The organism is Pseudomonas sp. URIL14HWK12:I5 (genome assembly GCF_900176445.1).
Lineage (GTDB): Bacteria > Pseudomonadota > Gammaproteobacteria > Pseudomonadales > Pseudomonadaceae > Aquipseudomonas > Aquipseudomonas monteilii.
On record NZ_FWXQ01000001.1, the window covers coordinates 458,539 to 479,962 of the forward strand.

Sequence of the window (21,424 nt, forward strand, 5' to 3'; positions counted from 1 at the left end):
CTAAAGCTCCTTATTTGCCCAGTTGTTCGGCCAGCTCGGCAGAGCGCGTGGCCGCAGCCTGCAGTGCCTGCTCGACGATGGCTTCGAAGCCGCTGGCCTGGAACGACTTGATCGCCGCTTCCGTGGTGCCGGCGGGCGAGGTGACGCGGCGGCGCAGTTCGGCGGCATCGACATCGCTGGCAACCGCCATGCGCGCCGCGCCCAAGGCCGTCTGCAAGGTCAGCTGCGAGGCGGTTTCGCGTGGCAGGCCGAGTTTTTCGCCTGCCGCTGTCATGGCCTCGATCAGCAGGAAGAAGTACGCCGGGCCACTGCCGGACACGGCGGTCACAGCGTCCAGTTGCTGCTCCTGCTCCAGCCACAGGGCGGTGCCCACGGCCGACAGCAGTTGTTCGGCCTGCTGGCGCTGTTCGCCGGACACCTCAGCGGTGGCGTACAGGCCGCTCACGCCCTGACGCAACAGCGCCGGGGTGTTGGGCATGCAACGCACTACCGGGCGAGCGCCCACCCAGCTTTGCAGGCTGGCGCAGGTGATACCGGCGGCGATGGAAACGATCAGCTGGCCATCCTGCAGGTTGGGTTGCAGGGCCTGGCACACGGCTTTCATGACCTGCGGCTTGACTGCCAGCACGATGACGTCGGCACCGTCGATGGCCTGGGCGTTGTGCTCGAAGGTTTCGATGCCGTGCTCAGCCTGGATGCGGCTGCGGGTCTCGGCGCCCGGGTCGCTGGCGCGGATCTGCGAGGCGTCCAGGCCCTGGGCACGCAGACCACCGATCAGGCTGGCGGCCATGTTGCCGGCGCCGATAAAGGCAATGCGAGTCTTGCTCATGTCAGGTCCTTGTGGAAAAGAGTGAGTGAAGCATGGAATCAGGTGTTGCCGTAGTCGCGTGCCCCGAACAGGGCGGTACCGATACGCACCCAGGTCGCACCCTGAGCGATCGCCGCTTCCAGGTCGTGGCTCATGCCCATGGACAGGGTGTCCAGGCCAAGGTCCAGCCCTTTCTGCAACGCCCGCAGGCTGGAGAAGGCAGCCTCTTGGGCGGCGCGATCATCGGTGGGTTCGGGGATTGCCATCAGCCCGCGCAGGCGCAGGTTGGGCAATGCGGCCACGGCCTTGGCCAGGGCCGGCAGGTCGGCGGGGGCGCAGCCGGACTTGCTGTCTTCGCCACTGACGTTTACCTGCAGGCAGATGTTCAGTGGCGCCAACCCGGCAGGCCGCTGCTCGGACAGGCGTTGGGCGATTTTCAGGCGGTCCACGGAATGCACCCAGTCGAAATGCTCGGCAATGGCTTTGGTCTTGTTCGACTGAATGGGGCCGATGAAGTGCCAGATCAAGGGCAAGTCGCTGAGCGCCTGCTGCTTTGTCAGCGCTTCCTGTAGGTAGTTTTCCCCGAAGTCACGCACGCCGGCAGCGTGGACCTCGCGGATAGCGCTGGCGGGCTTGGTTTTGCTCACAGCCAGCAGCTGGACGCTGGCCGGATCACGCCCGGCTGCCTGGGCAGCATTGGCGATACGGGCGGAAATCGCGGAAAGGTTGTCTGCTAGGGTGGACATGGATGGATGCCGGCAGCTGTAGGGTTTGCGGCATTCTACCTACTTGAAGGCCTTTGGGGAGTCTCATGGATGTGACCGACCTGTTGGCCCGAGCCGTGGAGGCGGGGGCTTCGGACCTGCACCTGGCGGCGGGCCAGATACCGATGCTGCGCCTGGACGGTGAATTGCAGCGCATGAACTTGCCACCGCTGGTGGCGGCAGACCTGGCCGAGGGCATGGCGCTCTTGATGACAGAGCAGCAAAGGCGGCAATGGGCCGAGGGCGATGAACTGGACTTGGCGCTGGCATTGCCCTCGCTCGGCCGTTTTCGGCTGAACCTGTTTCGCCAGCTGAATGGCCCTGGAGCAACCTTTCGGTTGATCCCCGGGCGGATCGCCACGCTGGATGAACTGGACCTGGGGGATGTGTATCAAGCTGTTGCGCAATGCCATGATGGTTTGGTCTTGGTGGGTGGGCCGACCGGCAGTGGCAAGTCCAGCACCCTGGCGTCGCTGCTTGACCAGCTGAACCGGGAGCGGGCGCTGCACATCATTACCCTGGAAGACCCGGTCGAAGTTATCCACAGCAGCCAACGCAGCCTGGTCAATCAGCGTGAGATTGGGCGCCACAGCGGCGGCTTTGCCCAAGGGCTGCGCAGTGCCCTGCGACAGGACCCGGATGTGATCATGATTGGCGAATTGCGCGACCTGGAGACCGTTCGTCTGGCCTTGCGCGCGGCAGAGACCGGGCACTTGGTGCTGGCGACGGTGCATACGCGTTCGGCCGTAAACAGCATCGATCGGTTGGTGGAGGTGTTTGCTGCCGAGGAAAAGCCGTTGGTGCGCGCGATGCTGGCCGAGTCGCTGCGCCTGGTGGTGGCGCAGGTGCTGGTCAGGCGCGTAGATGGCGGGCGGGTTGCAGCGCGGGAAGTGCTGGTGGCGACGACGGCGGTGCGTAACCTGGTGCGTGAGGGGCGGATGGCGCAGTTGTGTTCGGTGATGCAGGCGGGTGCTGCAGAAGGGATGCGGACGATGGAGGGGGCCGTGCGGGAGCTGAGAGAGATGGGTCTGATCAAAGATCTATAGTGCCCGCACCGGCCCTTTCGCGGGCAAGCCCGCTCCCACAGGGTCGGCACAGATTTCGAAGGCTGTGATATCTCTGTGGAAGCGGGCTTGCCCGCGAAGAGGCCGGCGCAGGAAAGCGCCGATCAGGTCAGCGCTTGGCCAGGCTCAGCTGCTGCTGTTCTTTCGGCAGCACCCGCTTGGCCACGACATAGTGCTTCTGCCAGTAAGGCTTGCTCAGGGTGTCGATGCTCACCCGCTTGCCACGCCGTGGCGCATGGATGAAACGGTCGTTGCCCAGGTAGATGGCAACATGGTTCACCCGGCGGCTCTTGATGTTGAAGAAGATCAGGTCACCAGGCTTCAGGTCACCCTTGGCCACCTTCACGCCGTGGCCTTGGGCCATGGCATTGGAGGTACGCGGCAGGTCGACGTCGGCAACATCGTTGAAGGCGTATTTGACCAGGCCACTGCAGTCGAAGCCTTTTTTCGGGCTGCTGCCACCCCAAACGTAAGGAGTGCCGAGCACGTTCACCGCACGGCTGAGCACATCGCTGCTCTGCTTCGGCGACATGGCAGCAACAGGCGCACCACGGCTGCTGGCAGCGTTGCTCGCGCGCGCGCGCAGGGTGGCCTGCTTGGTTGGCGCGTGTCTCACCGAGGCATTGGTGGTGTAGCCGGTGAAACCATTGGGAAGACGTTGCTCACGATTGGTGGCGTGGGCGGCCAGGGGCAATAATAGACAGAGGGTCAGCCATGTCTTGAGTAAAGGCGGCATAGATGAAGCTCTTATGAATAGTTATGTGTTGGGCGCGCAACTTTATAACAGCTTTTTGATCAATCTTTGATCCGTTGGTCGATTGCCTGGCTGCCGTACGTCGGCCTGCGACGAAAAAGTCACATTTTTTTTTAGAAAATTTTCAGATAACCCACGAGGGCTATGAATGAACAGTTATCAACAGGGTGTGCACTATCACGACACTCACAGCAAGACCATCGGCTACCTGCTGTGGATTTTCGGCTTCACCGGCTCACATCGCTTCTACTACGGCAAGCCGATTACCGGGACGATCTGGTTCTTCACCTTCGGGCTGCTAGGCATTGGCTGGTTGATCGACCTGTTTTTGATCCCGTCCATGGACCGTGAAGCCGATCTGAGGTTCCAGTCCGGGCGTATCGACTACAACATCGCCTGGATCCTGCTGACCTTCCTCGGGGTGTTTGGCCTGCACCGGCTGTATCAGGGCAAGTGGATCACCGCGATCATCTACTTCTTTACCGGCGGGCTGTTCCTGGTGGGAGTGCTGTATGACTTCTGGACGTTGAACAGCCAGGTCTCCGAGAGGAATGCTTTGCGTTGAAAGGCTTCGCGGGTGAGCCTGCGAAGAGGCCGGAAGCGCCCACAAAAAAGGCCTTGTCGCGTGGAAGCGGCAAGGCCTTTTTCGTTACTGGCGGGTTTGTCGCTGCTGCAGCAACAGGTTGCTGAACCCTGCCCCGGACAATTGCTTTTGCGCCCCGGTCAGCTGCTCGCGGTTGCTGAACGGGCCCACCAGCACGCGGTACCAGGTTTCGTCCTTGACCGTACCCGACTCCACCTTCACCGACTGGCCCAGCAGGATGATCTGCGCGCGCACTTTGTCGGCATCGGCCTGCTTGCGGAACGAGCCGGCCTGCAGGAAGTACTGGGTGGTGGCTGCGGGCTTGATCACCGGTGGTGCCGGCGGCGGGGTTTGGCCGAGCAAGGCCGCTTGGGCCCGTGCGGTGTCGATTTTCGCCGCTTCTGCTGGCGTCACCGGGGTTACCGGCTGGGCCGGCACCGGTGGTGTTTTCTCCGGCACGGCCTCTGGTGGCACGATCACCTCGGACTCCGGCAGCAGGGTGTAGAAGTCGTATTTCGGCTTCACTGGCTGCTGCGGGGAGGGCTGCGCTGCCTTGCTCGCTTCGGCCACTTTCTCAGGCTTTTGCTGCTCGGGCTTGGCGCGCTTGATGTCTTCGCTACCAGGTTCGAGCTTCATCAGGAACACGATGAATGCGCCTACGGTCAGGCCGACGGCCAGCCATACCCAGCCGGGGATCGGCTGCTTGGCCGGCGCCGTCTGGCGGCTGGCACCGCGCTTGGGTGCGGGTTTTTTCTTGGCAGCCAACTTACATGCGCTCCAGGGTTTCCAGGCCGAGCAGTTCCAGACCTTGTTTGAGGGTGCGGCCGGTCAGGGCAGCCAGGCGCAGGCGGCTTTGCTGCTGCTCGGGGGTGTCCGCAGTGAGGATCGGGCAGTTCTCGTAGAAGCTGGAGAACAGGCCGGCCAGGTCGTACAGGTAGCTGCACAGTACGTGCGGCGTGCCCTTGTCAGCGACGTTGTTGAGGATTTCGCCAAACTGCGCCAGGCGTGCGGCCAGGTCCTGCTCGTGGGCAGCCTGCAGCACGATGTTGCCGTCGACTTCGTCAAAGCCCTTGCCCAGCTTGCGGAACACGCCAGCCACGCGGGTGTAGGCGTACAGCAGGTAAGGGGCGGTGTTGCCTTCGAAGTTGAGCATCAGCTCGAAGTTGAAGCTGTAGTCGCTGGTGCGGTGCTTGGACAGGTCGGCGTATTTCACCGCGCCGATGCCTACCACTTCACCGATGTGGCGCAGGTCTTCGTCGGCCAGGCTCGGGTTCTTTTCCTTGACCAGCGCATAGGCGCGTTCCTTGGCCTCGGTAAGCAGGTCGATCAGCTTCACGGTGCCGCCGTCACGGGTCTTGAACGGGCGGCCGTCGGCGCCGTTCATGGTGCCGAAGCCCATGTGTTCCATCTGCATCGGGTGACCGACAAAGCCTGCACGGCGTGCCACTTCGAACACCTGGTTGAAGTGCAGGGCCTGGCGCTGGTCGACGAAGTACAGGGCGCGGTCAGCCTTGAGCACGTTGCTGCGGTAGCGCACGGCGGCCAGGTCGGTGGTGGCGTACAGGTAGCCGCCGTCGGCCTTCTGCACGATGACCGGCAGTGGCTCGCCTTCGCTGTTTTTGAATTCTTCGAGGAACACGCACTGGGCGCCCTGGTCTTCGACCAGCAGGCCTTTGGCCTTGAGGTCGGCCACCACGTTGGCCAGGTCGTCGTTGTAGGCGCTTTCGCCCATCACGTCGGCCATGGTCAGCTTGACGTTGAGCAGCTCGTAGGTCTTCTGACAGTGCGACAGCGAGATGTCCTTGAAGCGCGTCCACAGGGCCAGGCAGTCCGGGTCGCCGGCTTGCAGCTTGACCACCAGGCCGCGGGCGCGGGTGGCGAACTCCTCCGACTCGTCAAAGCGCTTCTTGGCGGCGCGGTAGAAGTTTTCCAGGTCCGACAGCTCGTCGCTGGTGATCGGGTTTTCCTGCAGGTAGGCCATCAGCATGCCGAACTGGGTACCCCAGTCGCCCACATGGTTCTGGCGAATGACGTTGTCACCCAGGAATTCCAGTACGCGAGCCACGCTGTCACCGATGATGGTCGAACGCAGGTGGCCGACGTGCATCTCTTTGGCCAGGTTCGGCGCCGACATGTCGATGACGACTTTCTCGCTCGGGCCGGCCTTGCGCACGCCCAGGTGGGCATCGGCCAGGGCAGCGTCCAGGCGGTTGGCCAGGGCGTCGGTGTTCTGGAAGAAGTTGAGGAAACCAGGGCCGGCAATCTCGACCTTGCTGATGTCGGCGCTGGCCGGCAGGGCATTGATCAGCTTTTCGGCCAGGTCACGCGGCTTCATGCCCGCCTGCTTGGCCAGCATCATGGCGATGTTGCTGGCGAAATCGCCGTGGGTCTTGTCCCGGGCGTTTTCCACCTGGATCGCCGGCGACAGCCCTTCAGGCAGCACACCGTCGGTGACGAGTTGGGTGAGGGCTTGCTGGATCAGCTGGCGAATGGTGTCTTTCATGGGGATCTCTTTTCGACCGCAAGCGCGGTGAGCGCCTGGATGCGCAGGTGGAAAAACTGGGCATTATCCGTGGCTGGGAGCGGGTTGCCAACCTTTGGGGCTGCAAAGCAGCCCGGACGTCAGTACAGGTCGACCGGGTCGACATCCAGTGACCAGCGCACCTGGCGCCCGCTCGGCATCTGCTCCAACACTAGCAACCAGGCGCTGATCAGTCGATGCAAAGGCGCCCGGGTATCGGCCTGTATCAACAGTTGCGCACGGAAGCGCCCGGCGCGGCGCTCCATGGGCGCCGGTACTGGGCCTAGCAGTTCTATACCTGGCAGGCGTTGTTCGGCCACCAGGCGTTCGGCCGCGGCGCAGGCTTCGTCGAGGAAGCCTTCGGCCTGCCCCGGCTTGTGCGCTTCGGCGCGCAGCAGCGCCAAATGAGAATAAGGCGGCAAACCGGCGGCGCGGCGTTCGTCCAGGGCCTGTTCTGCAAAGGCGAAGTAGCCCTGCTCGGTAAGCTGCACCAGCAGCGGGTGGTCGGCCAGGTGGGTCTGGATGATGACCTTGCCGGGCTCTTCGGCACGCCCGGCACGCCCGGCCACCTGCACGATCAACTGCGCCATGCGTTCGCTGGCGCGGAAATCACCCGAGAAAAGCCCACCATCGGCGTCGAGGATGGCCACCAGGGTAACCCGTGGGAAATGGTGACCCTTGGCAAGCATCTGCGTGCCGACAAGGATGCTCGGCTGGCCCCGCTGGATGGTGCTGAACAGGTTGTGCATGGCGTCCTTGCGCGCCGTACTGTCGCGGTCCACCCGCAGGATCGGGTAGTCCGGGAACAGCACCTTCAGGCGTTCTTCGGCCCGCTCGGTGCCGGCACCGACCGGGCGCAGGTCCACGTGGTTGCATTGAGGGCACTGGTGCGGCAGGCGTTCGTCATAGCCGCAGTGGTGGCAGCGCAGCACGCCGGAGCGCTGATGCACGGTCATGCGTGCGTCGCAACGCGGGCATTCGGACAGCCAGCCGCAATCGTGGCACAGCAGAGTCGGGGCGAAGCCGCGGCGGTTGAGGAACACCAGCACTTGCTGGCCGGCTTCCAGGGTCTGGCGGATGGCCTGCTGCAACGGGCCGCTGATACCGCTGTCCAGAGGCAGGCTTTTCACGTCCAGACGCAGCATGCGTGGCGGGCGGGCGCCGCCGGCGCGCTGGTTCATGCGCAGCAGGCGGTAGCGGCCGGTCAGGGCGTTGTGCAGGGTTTCCAGCGACGGCGTGGCCGAGCCGAGCAGGATCGGGATGTTTTCCTGGTGGGCACGCACCAGTGCCAGGTCGCGGGCGTGGTAGCGCAGGCCCTCCTGCTGTTTATAGGAGCCGTCGTGCTCCTCGTCGATGATGATCAGGCCGGGGTTTTTCATTGGCGTGAACAGCGCCGATCGAGTGCCGATGATGATGTCGGCCTCGCCGTCACGCGCCGCCAGCCAGGCGTCCAGGCGTTCGCGGTCGTTCACCGCCGAATGCAGCAGGGCGATGCGGGCGTTGAAGCGTTGTTCGAAGCGCGCCAGGGTTTGCGGGCCGAGGTTGATTTCGGGGATCAGCACCAGCGCTTGCTTGCCGGCTTCCAGGGTTTCGCGGATCAGTTGCAGGTAGACCTCGGTCTTGCCGCTGCCGGTGACGCCGGCCAGCAGGAACGCGCCGAAGCCGCCAAAGCCCTCGCGTACCGCGTCGAAGGCATCGCGTTGTTCGTCGTTGAGCGGCAGTTCCGGTTGTGCCAGCCAGTGTTCGTGGCGCAGTGCCGGCAAGTGGCGACGGACCTCGACCTGTACCAGTTCCTTGGCCAGTAGCAGGTCGAGGCTGTCCTTGTTCAGGTTGAGCTTGGCCAGCAGGGTGTGGGCCACGCCATGCGGGTGCTGGGCCAGGGTCTTGAGGGCGTCGCGCTGGCGCGGCGCACGGGCAATGCGTGGGTCTTCCAGGCGTGCGCCGGGGGCAATGTGCCAGAAGCGCTCCTGGCGCATTTCGGCAGGTTCGCCCTGGCGCAGCAGGGTGGGCAAGGCCCAGCTCAGGGTGTCGCCCAGGCTGTGCTGGTAGTACTGGGCGGTCCACAGGCACAGCTTGAACAGCGACGCCGGGATGGGGGACACCGGGTCGAGCAGGGCGCTGGCCGGTTTCAGCTTGTCGGCAGGCACTTCGCTCTGTGCGCATACCTCCACCAGCACACCGATCATTTCGCGGCGGCCAAAGGGCACGCGGATGCGCATGCCCGGGGTCAAGGCCTGGCGCGCCATGCTCGCCGGCGCCTTGTAGTCGAACAGGCGGCGTAACGGGGAGGGCAGGGCAAGGCGCAGGATGACGTCGGACACGCAAAAATACTCGGAGGGCGTTACAAGAACTGGCGAGCCTAGCAGACGACGGTCGGTGCAAGCGACATCTTGCACTGACGCTGTGCTCTGGTATTATTCGCCGCCTAATTACGTGCGGTATTCAACAATTGGTGTTGGGTGGCGGCACGCAGCTCGAGGAAGTGACCATGAAAGAAGGTATCCACCCGAACTACGAAGTAGTTGCAGTCACCTGCAGCTGCGGCAACAAGTTCGAAACCCGTTCGACCCTGGGCAATGTCCTGTCGATCGACGTTTGCAACCTGTGCCACCCGTTCTACACCGGTAAGCAGAAAGTCCTGGACACCGGCGGCCGCGTACAGAAGTTCGCCGATCGCTTCGGTATGTTCGGTACCAAGAAGTAATCATGCGCATGGCGAACCCCTCGGGTTTCGCAGTGCTGCAAAAAAAGGCGCCCCTTGTGGGCGCTTTTTTTATGGGTGCCATCTGGGCCTTTCCCGCCCTGGCATTCTGCCCGCTACCGCAGCAGCCACAGCAGGTGCTGGTGCGCCAGGTGGTGGATGGCGATACCGTGCGCCTGGCCGATGGCCGCAGCGTACGCCTGATTGGCATCAACGCCCCGGAAATTGGCCGCAACGGGCGCACCAGCGAGCCTTATGCCGAGGCCGCGAAGCGGCGCTTGCAGGCGCTGGTCAAGGCCAGTGATGGGCGTATCGGGCTGGTGCCAGGCGTTGAGGACAAAGACAAATACGGCCGCACGCTGGCGCATATCTACGGCCGTAATGGCGACAATCTGGAAGCACAGTTACTCAGCGAGGGTTTGGGCTACCGCGTGGCAGTGGCTCCGAATGTGCGTCTCAGCGGTTGCCAGCAACTTGCCGAGCAAGCGGCGCGCAAGGCAGGCAGCGGCTTGTGGCGCCGTTCGCCCGTGGTCCCGGCAGGGGAAGTCAGGCAGCCGGGTTTCGCTGTGGTTGGTGGCCGCATCAAGGGTATCGAACGCAACCGTGGTGGTGTCTGGCTGACACTGGACGACGCCGTGGTGCTGCAGGTTCCCGCTCGTCTGCAACGCAACTTCCCCGCCAGCTTCTTCGATAACCTCAAGGGACGCCAGGTCGAGGCGCGTGGCTGGGTGCTGGACCGTTCCCGCAAGGGCGGCTTGAAGCCCGGGCAGCGACGCTGGGTGTTGCCATTGACCGATCCGAGCATGTTGGAGCGTATTTCAGGCTAAAAGATGTAGACATTTCGCTATTAGATTGTACACACTGTGAGCCGTATGCCCCCGTGGGTTATAGCGTAAAGTCGTAGGCTAAAGGCCTTGACACAAGTGACCGACCAGTCTTGTGACTCCCCGGCTCTTTGCGTATCCTCGGCGGTCCGTCAGAACAGTAAATAGCGGAATGCCCACCATGTCAGACCTGAAAACCGCCGCTCTCGAATACCACGCTCAACCTCGTCCGGGGAAACTGAGCGTCGAGCTCTCCAAGCCCACTGCCACCGCCCGTGACCTCGCCCTGGCCTACAGCCCAGGTGTTGCAGAACCCGTGCGTGAAATCGGCCGTGATCCAGAGCTGGCTTACAAGTACACCGGCAAAGGCAACCTGGTTGCGGTGATTTCCGATGGCACCGCCATCCTCGGTCTGGGCGACCTCGGCCCACTGGCTTCCAAGCCGGTCATGGAAGGCAAGGGTGTTCTGTTCAAGCGTTTCGCCGGTATCGACGTGTTCGACATCGAAGTCGAATCGGAAAGCCCGCAAGCGTTCATCGACACCGTTCGCCGTATTTCGATCACCTTCGGTGGCATCAACCTCGAAGACATCAAGGCGCCTGAGTGCTTCGAGATCGAGCGCACCCTGATCGAACAGTGCGACATTCCGGTATTCCACGATGACCAGCACGGTACCGCCATCGTGACCGCTGCCGGCATGATCAACGCCCTGGAAATCGCCGGCAAGAAGCTGGAAGACGCCAAGATCGTCTGCCTGGGTGCTGGTGCAGCCGCCATCTCCTGCATGAAGCTGCTGGTGAGCATGGGTGCCAAGGTCGAGAACATCTACATGATCGACCGCAGCGGCGTGATTCACGCTGGCCGCGACGACCTGAACCAGTACAAGGCGCAGTTCGCCCACGCTACCGACAAACGTACCCTGGCTGATGCCCTTAACGGTGCAGACGTGTTCGTGGGCCTGTCCGGCCCGAACCTGCTGAGCCCGGAAGGCCTGAAGTCAATGGCGGCCAACCCGATCGTGTTCGCCTGCTCGAACCCGGACCCGGAAATCTCGCCAGAGCTGGCGCACGCCACCCGCAGCGACGTGATCATGGCGACCGGTCGTTCCGACTACCCGAACCAGGTCAACAACGTACTGGGCTTCCCGTTCATCTTCCGTGGTGCTCTGGACGTTCGCGCCAAGCGCATCAACGAAGAAATGAAGATCGCTGCCGCTATCGCCCTGAAGGACCTGGCCAAGCTGCCAGTGCCGAAGGAAGTGTGCGAAGCCTACGGCGTCGAAGGCCTGGAGTTCGGCCGTGAGTACATCATTCCGAAGCCGCTGGACGCACGCCTGATCACCGTCGTTTCCGACGCTGTGGCCAAGGCCGCCATCGAATCCGGCGTGGCTACCCTGCCGTATCCGAAGCACTACCCGCTGACCAGCGTGGATGACGTGTTCAACGGCTGATTGCCGCTGTAGCGACACAAAAAGCCCCGGCTCGTATGAGCCGGGGCTTTTTGTTTGGCATTGTGAAGGATGTGTCAGGGCTGCAGGGTGTTTGCCATGGCAAAGTTGTCGCCTATGAGATCGAGCGCCGCCCGCGCGGCGCTCGATGTCAGCAGCCTCACATAACCCCAGTCAAACACCCAGCCTCAGAACAGATCCATCGGCGCCGCTTCATCCGCTGGCAGCGGGCTGCCAGGCGCTGCACCATTGCCCAGCTCATCCACCGACGGCGGCGAGTCTTCGGCCTTGAACAGCTCGAAGTAGGCATTCGGCGTGCTCGGCGAGGCAGCGCGGCCACTGACCGGGTCGACCCGCAGGCTAAGGATGCCTTCCGGTTCTGCCGGTGCGTGATTCGGTTTGTCCTTCAGCGCCGCGCCCATGAAGCTCATCCAGATCGGCAAGGCCGCCGTACCGCCGTACTCGCGACGGCCGAGGGTTTCCGGCTGGTCGAAGCCGACCCACACGGTGGTCACGTAATCGGCGTTGTAGCCGGAGAACCAGGCGTCCTTGGATTCGTTGGTGGTGCCTGTCTTGCCTGCGAGGTCGGTGCGGCCCAGTGCCAGCGCCCGGCGGCCGGTGCCGCGCTTGATCACGTCCTGCAGCATGCTGGTGAGGATGTAGGTGGTGCGCCCGTCGATGATCTGCTCGGCCACCGCAGGTGCTTGTGGTGCAGTCGCAACCTGGCTGAAGGCCGGCGGCGCCTCACCTGGCATGGCGGCGGTGCTGATGGGTTGTTCAGGTGCGGCCAGGCCCGCCTGGTCTTCGGCACCCTGCGGTACGCGGGCCGGGTTGGCGGTGAACAGGGTCTCGCCGCTGCGGCTTTCGATGCGGTCGATCAGGTACGGGGTGATCTTGTAGCCGCCGTTGGCGAATGTGCTCCAGCCGGTGGCGATTTCCATCGGGGTCAGGGTGGCGGTGCCCAGGGCCAGCGACAAGTTGCGTGGCAGGTCCTGCTTGTTGAAACCGAACTTCGCAATGTAGTCGATGGTGCGGTCTACACCCATGGCCTGCAGCAAGCGGATCGACACCAGGTTACGCGACTTGTACAGCGCTTCGCGCATGCGGATCGGGCCAAGGAAGGTGTTGGTATCGTTCTTCGGCCGCCACACTTTATCCACCGACTCGTCGACGAACACGATCGGCGCATCGTTGACCAGGGTGGCTGCCGTGTAGCCGCTGTCCAGTGCGGCACTGTAGATGAACGGCTTGAAGCTCGAACCTGGTTGGCGCTTGGCCTGCATGGCGCGGTTGTAGTTGCTCTGCTCGAACGAGAAGCCGCCAACCAGTGCACGAATGGCGCCGTTGGAAGGGTCGAGGGTGACCAGGGCGCTTTGTGCACCAGGCACCTGGCTGAACTTGAGCTTGCCGTCGTCCAGACGCTGCAGACGCACCAGGTCACCGACCTGGGCCACGTCGGCCGGCGACTGCGGTGTACGGCCCTGGGCGTTGCTGTTGATGAACGGGCGCGCCCACTTCATGGTGTCCCAGGCAACCTCGGCTTGCTGGCCGTCGCGGGTCAGCACCTTGAGGCCGGTTTTTTCGACATGGGTGACAATGGCCGGCTCCAGGCCACCAAGGATGCGCTGCTTGCCCAGTTCCTGCAGCCAGGCTGCCTGGGTACGGCCCGGGAAGCGGGCTTCCGGGCCGCGATAGCCGTGGCGCTCGTCGTAGTCGGAGAGGCCGTTGAGGATGGCCTTGTTGGCCATTTCCTGCATGTCGCTGGGCACTGTTGTGGTGACGCGGAAGCCTTCGGTGTAAGCGTCGCTGCCGTAACGGCCGACCATTTCCGCGCGGGCCATTTCAGCGATGTAGGGGGCATTCACCTCAGGCGTCGGCACGTGGTAGCTGGCATTGAGCGGCTCGGCCAGGGCTGCCTGGTAGCTGGCTTCGTCGATCTTGCCCAGCTTGTACATGCGGCCAAGGATCCAGTCGCGGCGCTCCTTGGCGCGCACCGGGTTGGCCAGCGGGTTGAAGCGTGACGGTGCTTTGGGCAGGCCGGCGATCATGGCCATCTGCGCCAGGCTCACGTCGCGGATCGACTTGCCGTAATACACCTGCGCGGCTGCGTCGATGCCGTAGGCGCGGTTGCCCAGGTAGATCTTGTTCACGTACAGCTCGAGAATCTCGTCCTTGGTCAGCTCGCGCTCGATCTGCAGGGCCAGCAGGATCTCGTTGGTCTTGCGCGAGAAGCTGCGTTCGCTGGTGAGGAAGAAGTTTTTCGCCACCTGCATGGTGATGGTGCTGCCGCCGGTCTGGATATGCCCGGTTTTTACCAGCTGGGTCGCTGCGCGCATCAGGCTGCTGGGGTCGACACCGTAGTGGTTGAGGAAATTGTCGTCCTCGGCTGACAGAAGTGCCTGAATGAACTGTGGCGGAATTTCCGCGAAGCGGATCGGCGAGCGGCGCATCTCGCCAAACTCGGCAATCAGCTTGCCATCGCTGCTGTACACCCTGAGGGGGATCTGCAACTGGATGCTTCTGAGCGACTCGACCGAGGGCAGGCTGGGGCTAAGATACAGAAACGCACCGCTCACACCGAGTACGAGCGCGCAGATGACTGCGACGGAAGACCACCAGAAGAACTTCAGCAGACGTATCAAGGTTTTTCGGTGTCCAGGTTGAGAGTGGATTGCACGCAGGTCCGGCGGACCAGAAAACGCTGGGCATTATAAGCATTTTTTCGCCTCTCCGGGTTACCGGCCAGGCTGCCCGTCGCCTCGATGAGCAGCCCTGGCCCAGTGTTGCCGCGGGGTTGCGACAGATCGCTGCGACACGCAGCAAGGAAGCCGCGATGTTAGGACGCTTCGGCAAGGATGCCGGTTCACTGGTGGGGGTAGAAATTGCCCCGGACGCTGTTCGGGTTGTGCAGCTTCAGCGGCGCAGCCGGCGTTGTCGGGTGCTTGCCTCGGCTCAGGAACCGTTCGAGTCAGCGGCCGGCAAGGATTGGGCAGCGGAGCCCGCTGCGGTGGTGGCAGCCTTGCGTCGTGCCTACCGGCGCAGTGGTCTCAGGCAACGGCGGGTAGCGTTGGCATTACCCGCCAACCAGGTGATCTGCAAGCTGTGTCATCTGCCGATGGAGCAGACTGGTGTAGAGCTGGAGGCGCACTTGCTGGCCGGTGCCGAGCGACTGTTTCCGTTTCCGCTGGAGGACCTGGCCCTGGATTTTCAGGTTTTGGGGGCGTCTCGCGTGCAACCGGGATGCGCCGAGGTGATGGTGGCCGCATGCCGGCAAAGTGCGTTGGCGTCACTGGAGGCCATCGTTGACGAGGCAGGGTTGCAGCTGGAAGCCGTCGAGGTCGATAACATCGCCCTGTGCCGCATGTTGCCTCAGGGGTGCTTCGAAGGCTCGGCATTACTGCGTGTAGAGGCACATGGTGCAGTTCTGTATGACTGGCATCCCGGTCGGCCCAGCCAGCGTCGTGAATTGCAAACGCAGGGGCAGAAGGGGATGGGGCCGCTGTCGGAGGCGCTACATGCGCTGCTTGCCGATGAGCATTTGCCTGCTGGCCTGTGGATAACCAGCAGCTGTTCGCTGGATCCTGACTGGCTGCAAAGCCTGGGCCGTCAACTGAAAACGACGTGCCGGCATTTGCCTGGCAAGGCCGGGCTTGAGCATGTCGACGGGTCGATGCTGCTGGCTTGCGCCCTCGCTTATGGAGGATTGCGGCCATGATGCGACTGAACCTGCTGCCTTGGCGTGAGCGGCAGCGCCAGGCCACGCTTCGGCGTTTTCGCTCCCGGTTGGTCGCTGGCGCCATTCTGGCGCTGTGCGCGGTGATGCTGGTCGATCAGTTGGCCCGCCAGCGCGCGCAGCAGCAGGCGCTGTCCAACACCCGGCAACAGGCCGCGCTTGAGCGCTTGGCCGAGCAATTGCGGCCGTTGGATGATGTGCGTGCACAGCATCAGGCGCTGCTGGAGCGTTTGGCTGCGCTTGAGCGTTTGCGCGCTCAGCAGGGCATTCTGGGTGATGTGTTCACTGACCTCGAAGGGGCGCTGCCGATGGGCGTGCAGCTCCTTGACCTCAGCTTGGAAAACGGCCACTTGCGGTTGGCCGGGCTCGCTACCTCCGGCGCCGTGGTTGCGCAGTTCATGCGCGACCTGGAACATTCGCGTGTTCTGCTCGACCTGGAGCTCAAGCGCATCAGGAGCGTGCCGGGTGGCGATGAGTTTCTGTTGGCCGCGCGCGTTTCGGCGTTCTGGTCGTGAATGTGGCGCCGATCTTTGCCTGGCTGGCGGTCGCCGAGCACTCCAGGCGTATCAGGTGCCTGGCGCCAGCCATGGTCGCTGTGCTGGTGTTCGGTCTGGGTTGCGCGTTGCGCCTGCCGGCAGCGCTCCAGCAACAGGCACAAGAGGCGTCCAGGCAAGCCTCATTAGATGAACAGCAGTCAGCCAGCACGGCGAAGCTGGTCGAACTGGAGCAACTGCGGGCAGCTCTGATTGTTGCCGAGCAGGCGTTGCTGGAGGCTCACTGGCACCTGGCCAGCGGGGAGGACATGAGCGACGTGCTCGGCAGCCTGGCTTCGTCGGGGCATGCGCACGGCCTACTGGTCGAGCGGTTCGATGTGCATGAAAGCGAGCCGCAGGCAGGCTACCGCAAAACACCCCTGGAGGTGCAGGTGATGGGGCCTTACACGGCTCTGCGTCAATGGCTGCACGACTGGCTGGGCCAGGCGCGCCTGCTGCGCAGTGGCGACATCAACCTTTCTATTGTCGAGGGGCAGCCAAGGCTTTTGCGCCTGCAACTGCATGTAGAGGCCTTCGAGGCTGTCGCGCCGGTGCCGGCACCCGAGGCGTTTGCACGCACCTCGGCCAGGGCCGCCACACCAGAACCCGTGGTCGACCCTTTCACACCAGCAGCAAGACGAATGGCAGGCTTTGGGCTGGGCAGTGTGCCGTTGGCACAACTGGAAATGGTCGGCAGCCTGTCGCGCGGGATGTCGCACGAGGCGCTGCTGATGGCGGCTGGCAGGCTCTATAGGGTTCGGGCAGGCGAGCGTTTAGGGCGTAACCACGGTGTGGTGGAGCGGGTCGACCAAGACCATGTCGAGGTCCGCGAACGGCTATTCATGGCGGGGGTGTGGCACGAGCGCACAGCGTTCATCACCCTTGCAAAGCGCCTGGGCAAGGAGGCCCCGGACCGGAATGAAAATGTTGATGAAATGGGTGTTGGCAGCCCTGCTGCCGATCCCGCTGGCGTCGGCGACGCCTTACCAGGGTGAGCCCCTGTCGTTGAACTTCCAGGATGTGGAAGTGCGCTCGGTGCTGCAGGTGCTGGCTGATTATGCGGGCGTCAACCTGGTTGCGGGTGACGACGTACAAGGTAACGTCACGTTGCGTTTACAGGATGTACCTTGGGATCAGGCACTCGACCTGGTGTTGCGAAGCAAGGGCCTGGCCCGGCGGCAGGAGGGTAATGTACTGCTGGTGGCACCTGCGGCAGCGTTTGCCGCGCAGCCGTTCGATGCCCCCTTGGGGCAGGAGCCGAATGCTCAGGTGCAGCGGCTACGCCGTGAGCTGATACCGATCCATCATGCCAAGGCCGCCGAGCTGGTTGATCTATTGCTAACCAGCCTGGCGGATGACGGCACCCTCACTGCCAGAGGCAGCCTGGCTGTCGACGAGCGCACCAATACACTGGTGGCGTACCAGCCCGCCGACCGCCTGGCGGAACTGCGGCAGCTGGTTGCGCAACTGGACGTGCCGGTGCGCCAGGTGGCGATCGAGGCGCGTATCGTCGAAGCCAACGTCGATTACGAGAAAAGCCTGGGGGTGCGCTGGGGCGGGCCGTTGTATAGCGAAAACCTGCGGCCGGGCCAGGAGCTGTTTGTCGACCTTGGTGTGGAGCGTGCGGGCAGTAGCCTCGGCCTGGGTCTGCTGCGTGGCGACCTGTTGCTCGACCTGGAGCTCAGCGCCATGGAAAAAAGCGGCAACGGCGAGATCATTTCGCAGCCCAAAGTGGTAACGGCCGACAAGGAAACGGCCAGGATCCTCAAAGGCACCGAGGTGCCCTACCAGGAAACCAGTCAAAGTGGCGCCACCTCGGTGTCGTTTCGTGAAGCCTCGCTGTCGCTGGAGGTGACACCGCAAATCACCCCGGACAACAAGGTGATCATGACCGTCAGGGTGACCAAGGACGAGCCGGATTACGTCAATGCCTTGAACAACGTACCGCCGATTCGCAAGAACGAGGTCAATGCCAAGGTTCGCGTGGCGGACGGTGAAACCATCGTGATTGGTGGCGTGTACTCCACTTCGCAAAACAATGTGGTCGACAAGGTGCCATTTTTCGGCGATCTGCCGTATGTTGGGCGGCTGTTTCGACGCGATGCATTACAAGAGAAAAAATCCGAGCTGCTGGTCTTCCTGACTCCGCGTATCATGAGTGACCAGGCGATTGCTGTGAGTCGTTGATTCTGTGCGAAATTTGATACTTGTGGGGCCCATGGGCGCTGGTAAAAGCACCATTGGACGCCTTTTGGCCAAAGAGCTGCGCCTGCTGTTCAAGGATTCCGACAAGGAAATCGAACTGCGATGCGGCGCCAATATCCCGTGGATTTTCGACAAGGAAGGCGAGCCGGGTTTTCGTGATCGCGAGCAAGCGATGATCGCCGAACTGTGCGCGCTTGATGGCGTGGTCCTGGCCACCGGCGGCGGCGCGGTGATGCGCGAAGCCAACCGCCAGGCATTGCACCAGGGGGGTCGGGTGATCTACCTGCACGCCTCGGTGGAGCAGCAGGTTGGCCGTACCGCGCGCGACCGTAATCGCCCGCTGCTGCGCACCGCCAACCCCGAGGCGACCTTGCGCTCCCTGCTGGCAGCGCGCGACCCGCTCTACCGCGAGATCGCCGACCTGGTGGTGGAAACCGACGAGCGGCCGCCGCGCATGGTGGTGATCGACATTCTCGAGCGCTTGCAGCAGTTGCCGCCCCGTTAACCCGGGACTATTCTCGGCCACCAGCGCCGAGGCGAGGTTCAACGTTACCGCGCAGGTTGCCCGTACGGCGCCGCGCCCAAGTACATTGTGGGGATACATGCAGACACTTAAGGTCGACCTGGGCGAGCGTAGCTACCCGATCTACATAGGCGAAGGCTTGCTGGACCAGCCCGAGTTGCTGGCGCCGCACATTGCCGGCCGGCAAGTCGCCATCGTTTCCAACGAGACCGTCGCGCCCCTGTATCTCGAACGCCTGACCAAGACCCTCGGCGCCTATTCGGTGCTGCCAGTGGTGCTGCCCGATGGCGAAGCCTACAAGAACTGGGAAACCCTGCAGCTGATTTTCGATGGCCTGCTGACCGCACGCCATGATCGCCGCACCACCGTGGTCGCTCTGGGCGGGGGTGTGATCGGTGATATGGCCGGCTTCGCGGCCGCCTGCTACCAGCGTGGTGTCGATTTCGTCCAGGTGCCGACCACCCTGCTGTCCCAGGTCGACTCCTCGGTGGGTGGCAAGACTGGTATCAACCACCCGCTGGGCAAGAATATGGTCGGTGCCTTCTATCAGCCCAACGCCGTGCTGATCGACACCACCAGCCTGAAGACGCTGCCTGCACGCGAGCTTTCGGCTGGCCTGGCCGAGGTGATCAAGTACGGCCTGATCTGCGACAAGCCGTTCCTTGCCTGGCTAGAAGACAATATGCAGGCCCTGCGCGGCCTGGACCCTGTGGCCCTGACCGAAGCCATTCGTCGCTCCTGCGCGGCAAAGGCTGCGGTAGTCGGGGCCGATGAGCGCGAGTCCGGCGTACGGGCCACGCTGAACCTGGGGCATACCTTCGGGCATGCCATCGAGACCCACATGGGCTACGGCGTGTGGCTGCACGGCGAAGCCGTGGCAGCGGGCACGGTGATGGCCCTGGAAATGTCCATGCGCCTTGGCTGGATCGACCAGGCCGAGCGCGATCGCGGAATCCGCCTGTTGCAGGACGCAGGTTTGCCGGTGGTGCCACCACAGGAAATGACCCCGGCGCATTTCATGGAGCACATGGCGGTCGACAAGAAGGTGCTCGACGGTCGTCTGCGTCTGGTGCTGCTGCGCCAGATGGGCGAGGCCGTGGTGACCGACGACTATCCGAAAGAGATTCTACAGGCCACGCTGTCGGCGGATTACCGCGCGATCGTGGCCCAGCTTTGAGGTTGTGACAGCGCAATGACCAGTTTGCATGCCGATGAGGCCTTTCTCGACCATTACCAGTTGAGCCACGATCCGTTCGCACCCCGCGTGCCCGGCTTCAAGTTCTTCCCGGCCCAGCGCAAGCCCGTGCTTGGCCAATTGCACCATCTGGCACGCTATAGCCAGTTGATGCTGGTAGTCAGCGGCCCGCTGGGCAGCGGCAAGTCGCTGCTGCGCCAGGCCCTGGTGGCCAGTACCAACAAACAGGCGGTGCAGAGCGTTGTGGTGTCTGCCCGCAGTGCCAGCGATGCTTCCGGCATGCTGGCCCAGGTCGCCCAGGATCTGGGTGTGGACCAGGCTGAAGTGCAGGCGATTCTGTCCAAGGTGGTGCAGCTGGCACTCACCGGGCAGGAAGTGTATTTGCTGGTAGACGATGCGGAACAACTCGACGAGTCGGCACTCCAAGCGTTGCTGGAATTGGCGGCCGGTGTACCGGAAGGGCGCCCGCATGTGTTCCTGTTCGGTGAACCGTCACTGATTGCCGGGCTGGATGAGCTCAATATCGAGGAAGAACGCTTCCACATCATCGAGCTCGCCCCCTACAGTGAAGAGGAAACCCGCGAGTACCTGGAGCAGCGTCTGGAAGGCGCGGGCCGGGGCATCGAGGTGTTCAGCCGTGAACAGATCGTCGATATCCATGAAAACTCCGACGGTTGGCCTGGCAACATCAACCAGGTCGCCCGTGACACTTTGATCGAAGCCATGATCGCCAGCCGCTCGACGGCCAAGCGACCATCCATGGGGTTCAAGATGCCTAAAAAACATGTGCTCGCGCTGTCCGCTGTGGTCGTGGTCGCCGTTGGCGCCGCGGTGTTGATGCCCAAGAAAGGCGACAAGGCGCCGGCCGATGCGCCAGCCGCCCAAGCCCAGTTGCCGCTTGGCGAAGGCAAGCAAGGTGCTGCCATCGAGTTCTCTGGCTCGTCCCAGCCGATGCCACTGCCTTTGGTGGGCCAGTCCCAGCCGGTGATGCGCGAACCGCTGGCCCAAGCCGCAGGCATGGGTGAAGGTGAAGAAGGCAGCCCGGCAGGCGATACCGCCCTGCAGCCCGGCAACCCACCGCCCACCGTGACCACCATTGCTCCGCCGCAAGGCGTGCCCGCCGGCCCGGCACCTGCGCCTGCCCAGCCCGTCGCCAGCGTGCCTGCCCAGCCTGTGCAGCCGGTGGCACCTGCGCCGAAACCCGTCGCAACCCAACCGGCCAAACCGGTTGCACCTGCCAAGCCTGCGCCAGCACCGACCCAGGTTGCCGTGGCCAAGCCAGCCGCCAAACCGGCTGAAAAGCCAGCGGCATCCGGTGGTGGCAGCGGTGGCTGGTACGCCGGGCAAAAGCCGGGTAACTATGTGGTGCAGATCCTCGGCACCAGCTCCGAGGCTTCGGCTCAGGCGTACGTCAAGGCCCAGGGTGGCGACTATCGCTACTTCAAGAAAAACCTGCAGGGCAAGCCGTTGTACGTCGTGACTTATGGCAGCTTCGCCAGCCGCGATGCAGCGGTTGCGGCAATCAAGAACTTGCCAGCGAAGGTCCAGGCTGGTAAACCTTGGCCACGTACCGTCGCCAGCGTCCAACAAGAGCTGGCCTCGGCCCGCTGATACCTTCCGGGCGGCATCACCCCGCCGCCCAGTAGCTAAGCGAATTCTAGCTTTCGACTAGCCTGCTGCGTTTTAACGCGGCAGGCTTTTCTGTCCCAGACTGCCGGCCACAAGCCTTACTTGCAGTCATGGCTGAAACGCTTCAGACTCGAGCCAAG

General features: G+C 63.3%; 19 protein-coding genes. 12 read left to right on the forward strand and 7 right to left on the reverse strand.

What is annotated here, in order from left to right; genetic code table 11:
• Positions 1–10 precede the first annotated feature (10 nt).
• Positions 11–829: a pyrroline-5-carboxylate reductase gene (gene proC / locus B9A31_RS02210; RefSeq protein ID WP_025752259.1), complete on the reverse strand. Its 819-nt coding sequence runs from the start codon at positions 827–829 to the stop codon at positions 11–13.
• A gap of 38 nt (positions 830–867) precedes the next feature.
• A complete protein-coding gene (locus B9A31_RS02215) occupies positions 868–1,554 on the reverse strand; it encodes a YggS family pyridoxal phosphate-dependent enzyme (protein ID WP_019097367.1) in 687 nt (228 codons plus the stop codon).
• Positions 1,555–1,619: 65 nt separating this feature from the next.
• Here B9A31_RS02215 and B9A31_RS02220 point away from each other — a divergent pair, with 65 nt between their 5' ends.
• Positions 1,620–2,618 carry a type IV pilus twitching motility protein PilT gene (locus B9A31_RS02220; protein ID WP_084296625.1) on the forward strand — a complete coding sequence of 333 codons (999 nt, stop codon included), beginning with the start codon at positions 1,620–1,622 and terminating at the stop codon, positions 2,616–2,618.
• 127 nt (positions 2,619–2,745) lie between these two features.
• Here the strand turns inward: B9A31_RS02220 and B9A31_RS02225 are convergent, their stop codons facing one another.
• On the reverse strand, positions 2,746–3,372 hold the full coding sequence (locus B9A31_RS02225; protein WP_019097365.1) for a C40 family peptidase: 627 nt from the start codon (positions 3,370–3,372) through the stop codon (positions 2,746–2,748).
• Positions 3,373–3,538: 166 nt separating this feature from the next.
• On the opposite strand from B9A31_RS02225, the gene B9A31_RS02230 reads away from it, so the two are divergent.
• Positions 3,539–3,955 carry an NINE protein gene (locus B9A31_RS02230; RefSeq protein ID WP_084296626.1) on the forward strand — a complete coding sequence of 139 codons (417 nt, stop codon included), beginning with the start codon at positions 3,539–3,541 and terminating at the stop codon, positions 3,953–3,955.
• Between the two features lie 84 nt (positions 3,956–4,039).
• On the opposite strand, the gene B9A31_RS02235 is transcribed toward B9A31_RS02230, so the two are convergent.
• The 3 genes from B9A31_RS02235 to B9A31_RS02245 all read right to left on the reverse strand — a co-directional run bounded on the left by B9A31_RS02235 (position 4,040) and on the right by B9A31_RS02245 (position 8,815).
• The gene (locus B9A31_RS02235; RefSeq protein ID WP_016712504.1) at positions 4,040–4,738 is read right to left on the reverse strand and encodes an SPOR domain-containing protein; all 699 of its coding nucleotides are present in this window, start codon (positions 4,736–4,738) and stop codon (positions 4,040–4,042) included.
• Between the two features lies 1 nt (position 4,739).
• A complete protein-coding gene (argS, locus tag B9A31_RS02240; protein WP_025752264.1) occupies positions 4,740–6,476 on the reverse strand; it encodes an arginine--tRNA ligase in 1,737 nt (578 codons plus the stop codon).
• Between the two features lie 119 nt (positions 6,477–6,595).
• Positions 6,596–8,815, reverse strand: coding sequence for a primosomal protein N' (locus B9A31_RS02245; protein WP_025752266.1), 2,220 nt, complete (start codon positions 8,813–8,815; stop codon positions 6,596–6,598).
• A 167-nt stretch (positions 8,816–8,982) separates the two neighbouring features.
• On the opposite strand from B9A31_RS02245, the gene rpmE reads away from it, so the two are divergent.
• The 3 genes from rpmE (at position 8,983) to B9A31_RS02260 (ending at position 11,469) form a co-directional block, all read left to right on the forward strand.
• On the forward strand, positions 8,983–9,198 hold the full coding sequence (rpmE, locus tag B9A31_RS02250; RefSeq protein WP_012274639.1) for a 50S ribosomal protein L31: 216 nt from the start codon (positions 8,983–8,985) through the stop codon (positions 9,196–9,198).
• A 2-nt stretch (positions 9,199–9,200) separates the two neighbouring features.
• Complete coding sequence (locus B9A31_RS02255) at positions 9,201–10,022, forward strand: thermonuclease family protein (RefSeq protein WP_025752268.1); 822 nt, start codon at positions 9,201–9,203, stop codon at positions 10,020–10,022.
• A gap of 178 nt (positions 10,023–10,200) precedes the next feature.
• Positions 10,201–11,469, forward strand: a complete 1,269-nt coding sequence (locus B9A31_RS02260; protein WP_026020363.1) for a malic enzyme-like NAD(P)-binding protein — start codon at positions 10,201–10,203, stop codon at positions 11,467–11,469.
• 185 nt (positions 11,470–11,654) lie between these two features.
• Here the strand turns inward: B9A31_RS02260 and B9A31_RS02265 are convergent, their stop codons facing one another.
• On the reverse strand, positions 11,655–14,108 hold the full coding sequence (locus B9A31_RS02265) for a penicillin-binding protein 1A (protein WP_019097361.1): 2,454 nt from the start codon (positions 14,106–14,108) through the stop codon (positions 11,655–11,657).
• A 191-nt stretch (positions 14,109–14,299) separates the two neighbouring features.
• On the opposite strand from B9A31_RS02265, the gene pilM reads away from it, so the two are divergent.
• The 7 genes from pilM to B9A31_RS02300 all read left to right on the forward strand — a co-directional run bounded on the left by pilM (position 14,300) and on the right by B9A31_RS02300 (position 21,266).
• Positions 14,300–15,181: a type IV pilus biogenesis protein PilM gene (pilM, locus tag B9A31_RS02270; RefSeq protein ID WP_019097360.1), complete on the forward strand. Its 882-nt coding sequence runs from the start codon at positions 14,300–14,302 to the stop codon at positions 15,179–15,181.
• Positions 15,178–15,714, forward strand: a complete 537-nt coding sequence (locus tag B9A31_RS02275; protein WP_084296627.1) for a PilN domain-containing protein — start codon at positions 15,178–15,180, stop codon at positions 15,712–15,714. The genes pilM and B9A31_RS02275 overlap by 4 nt, the downstream gene beginning before the upstream one ends.
• 11 nt (positions 15,715–15,725) lie before the next feature.
• Positions 15,726–16,727: a pilus assembly protein PilP gene (locus B9A31_RS02280; RefSeq protein WP_025752272.1), complete on the forward strand. Its 1,002-nt coding sequence runs from the start codon at positions 15,726–15,728 to the stop codon at positions 16,725–16,727.
• A complete protein-coding gene (locus B9A31_RS02285) occupies positions 16,651–17,919 on the forward strand; it encodes a type IV pilus secretin PilQ (protein ID WP_081717294.1) in 1,269 nt (422 codons plus the stop codon). The genes B9A31_RS02280 and B9A31_RS02285 overlap by 77 nt, the downstream gene beginning before the upstream one ends.
• A 4-nt stretch (positions 17,920–17,923) precedes the next feature.
• Positions 17,924–18,442 (forward strand): shikimate kinase AroK, encoded by a 519-nt coding sequence (gene aroK, locus B9A31_RS02290; protein ID WP_025752276.1) that lies wholly within the window; start codon positions 17,924–17,926, stop codon positions 18,440–18,442.
• Positions 18,443–18,539: 97 nt separating this feature from the next.
• A complete protein-coding gene (aroB, locus tag B9A31_RS02295; RefSeq protein WP_025752278.1) occupies positions 18,540–19,637 on the forward strand; it encodes a 3-dehydroquinate synthase in 1,098 nt (365 codons plus the stop codon).
• 15 nt (positions 19,638–19,652) lie between these two features.
• Positions 19,653–21,266, forward strand: a complete 1,614-nt coding sequence (locus B9A31_RS02300; RefSeq protein WP_027610018.1) for an SPOR domain-containing protein — start codon at positions 19,653–19,655, stop codon at positions 21,264–21,266.
• The last annotated feature ends 158 nt before the right edge of the window (positions 21,267–21,424 follow it).

Coding starts and splice junctions, on each gene's coding strand:
- proC (WP_025752259.1), bottom strand. CDS start 829: ATGAGCAAGACTCGCATTGCCTTTATCGGCGCCGGCAACATGGCCGCC.
- B9A31_RS02215 (WP_019097367.1), bottom strand. CDS start 1,554: ATGTCCACCCTAGCAGACAACCTTTCCGCGATTTCCGCCCGTATCGCC.
- B9A31_RS02220 (WP_084296625.1), top strand. CDS start 1,620: ATGGATGTGACCGACCTGTTGGCCCGAGCCGTGGAGGCGGGGGCTTCG.
- B9A31_RS02225 (WP_019097365.1), bottom strand. CDS start 3,372: ATGCCGCCTTTACTCAAGACATGGCTGACCCTCTGTCTATTATTGCCC.
- B9A31_RS02230 (WP_084296626.1), top strand. CDS start 3,539: ATGAACAGTTATCAACAGGGTGTGCACTATCACGACACTCACAGCAAG.
- argS (WP_025752264.1), bottom strand. CDS start 6,476: ATGAAAGACACCATTCGCCAGCTGATCCAGCAAGCCCTCACCCAACTC.
- rpmE (WP_012274639.1), top strand. CDS start 8,983: ATGAAAGAAGGTATCCACCCGAACTACGAAGTAGTTGCAGTCACCTGC.
- B9A31_RS02255 (WP_025752268.1), top strand. CDS start 9,201: ATGCGCATGGCGAACCCCTCGGGTTTCGCAGTGCTGCAAAAAAAGGCG.
- B9A31_RS02260 (WP_026020363.1), top strand. CDS start 10,201: ATGTCAGACCTGAAAACCGCCGCTCTCGAATACCACGCTCAACCTCGT.
- pilM (WP_019097360.1), top strand. CDS start 14,300: ATGTTAGGACGCTTCGGCAAGGATGCCGGTTCACTGGTGGGGGTAGAA.
- B9A31_RS02275 (WP_084296627.1), top strand. CDS start 15,178: ATGATGCGACTGAACCTGCTGCCTTGGCGTGAGCGGCAGCGCCAGGCC.
- B9A31_RS02285 (WP_081717294.1), top strand. CDS start 16,651: ATGAAAATGTTGATGAAATGGGTGTTGGCAGCCCTGCTGCCGATCCCG.
- aroB (WP_025752278.1), top strand. CDS start 18,540: ATGCAGACACTTAAGGTCGACCTGGGCGAGCGTAGCTACCCGATCTAC.
- B9A31_RS02300 (WP_027610018.1), top strand. CDS start 19,653: ATGACCAGTTTGCATGCCGATGAGGCCTTTCTCGACCATTACCAGTTG.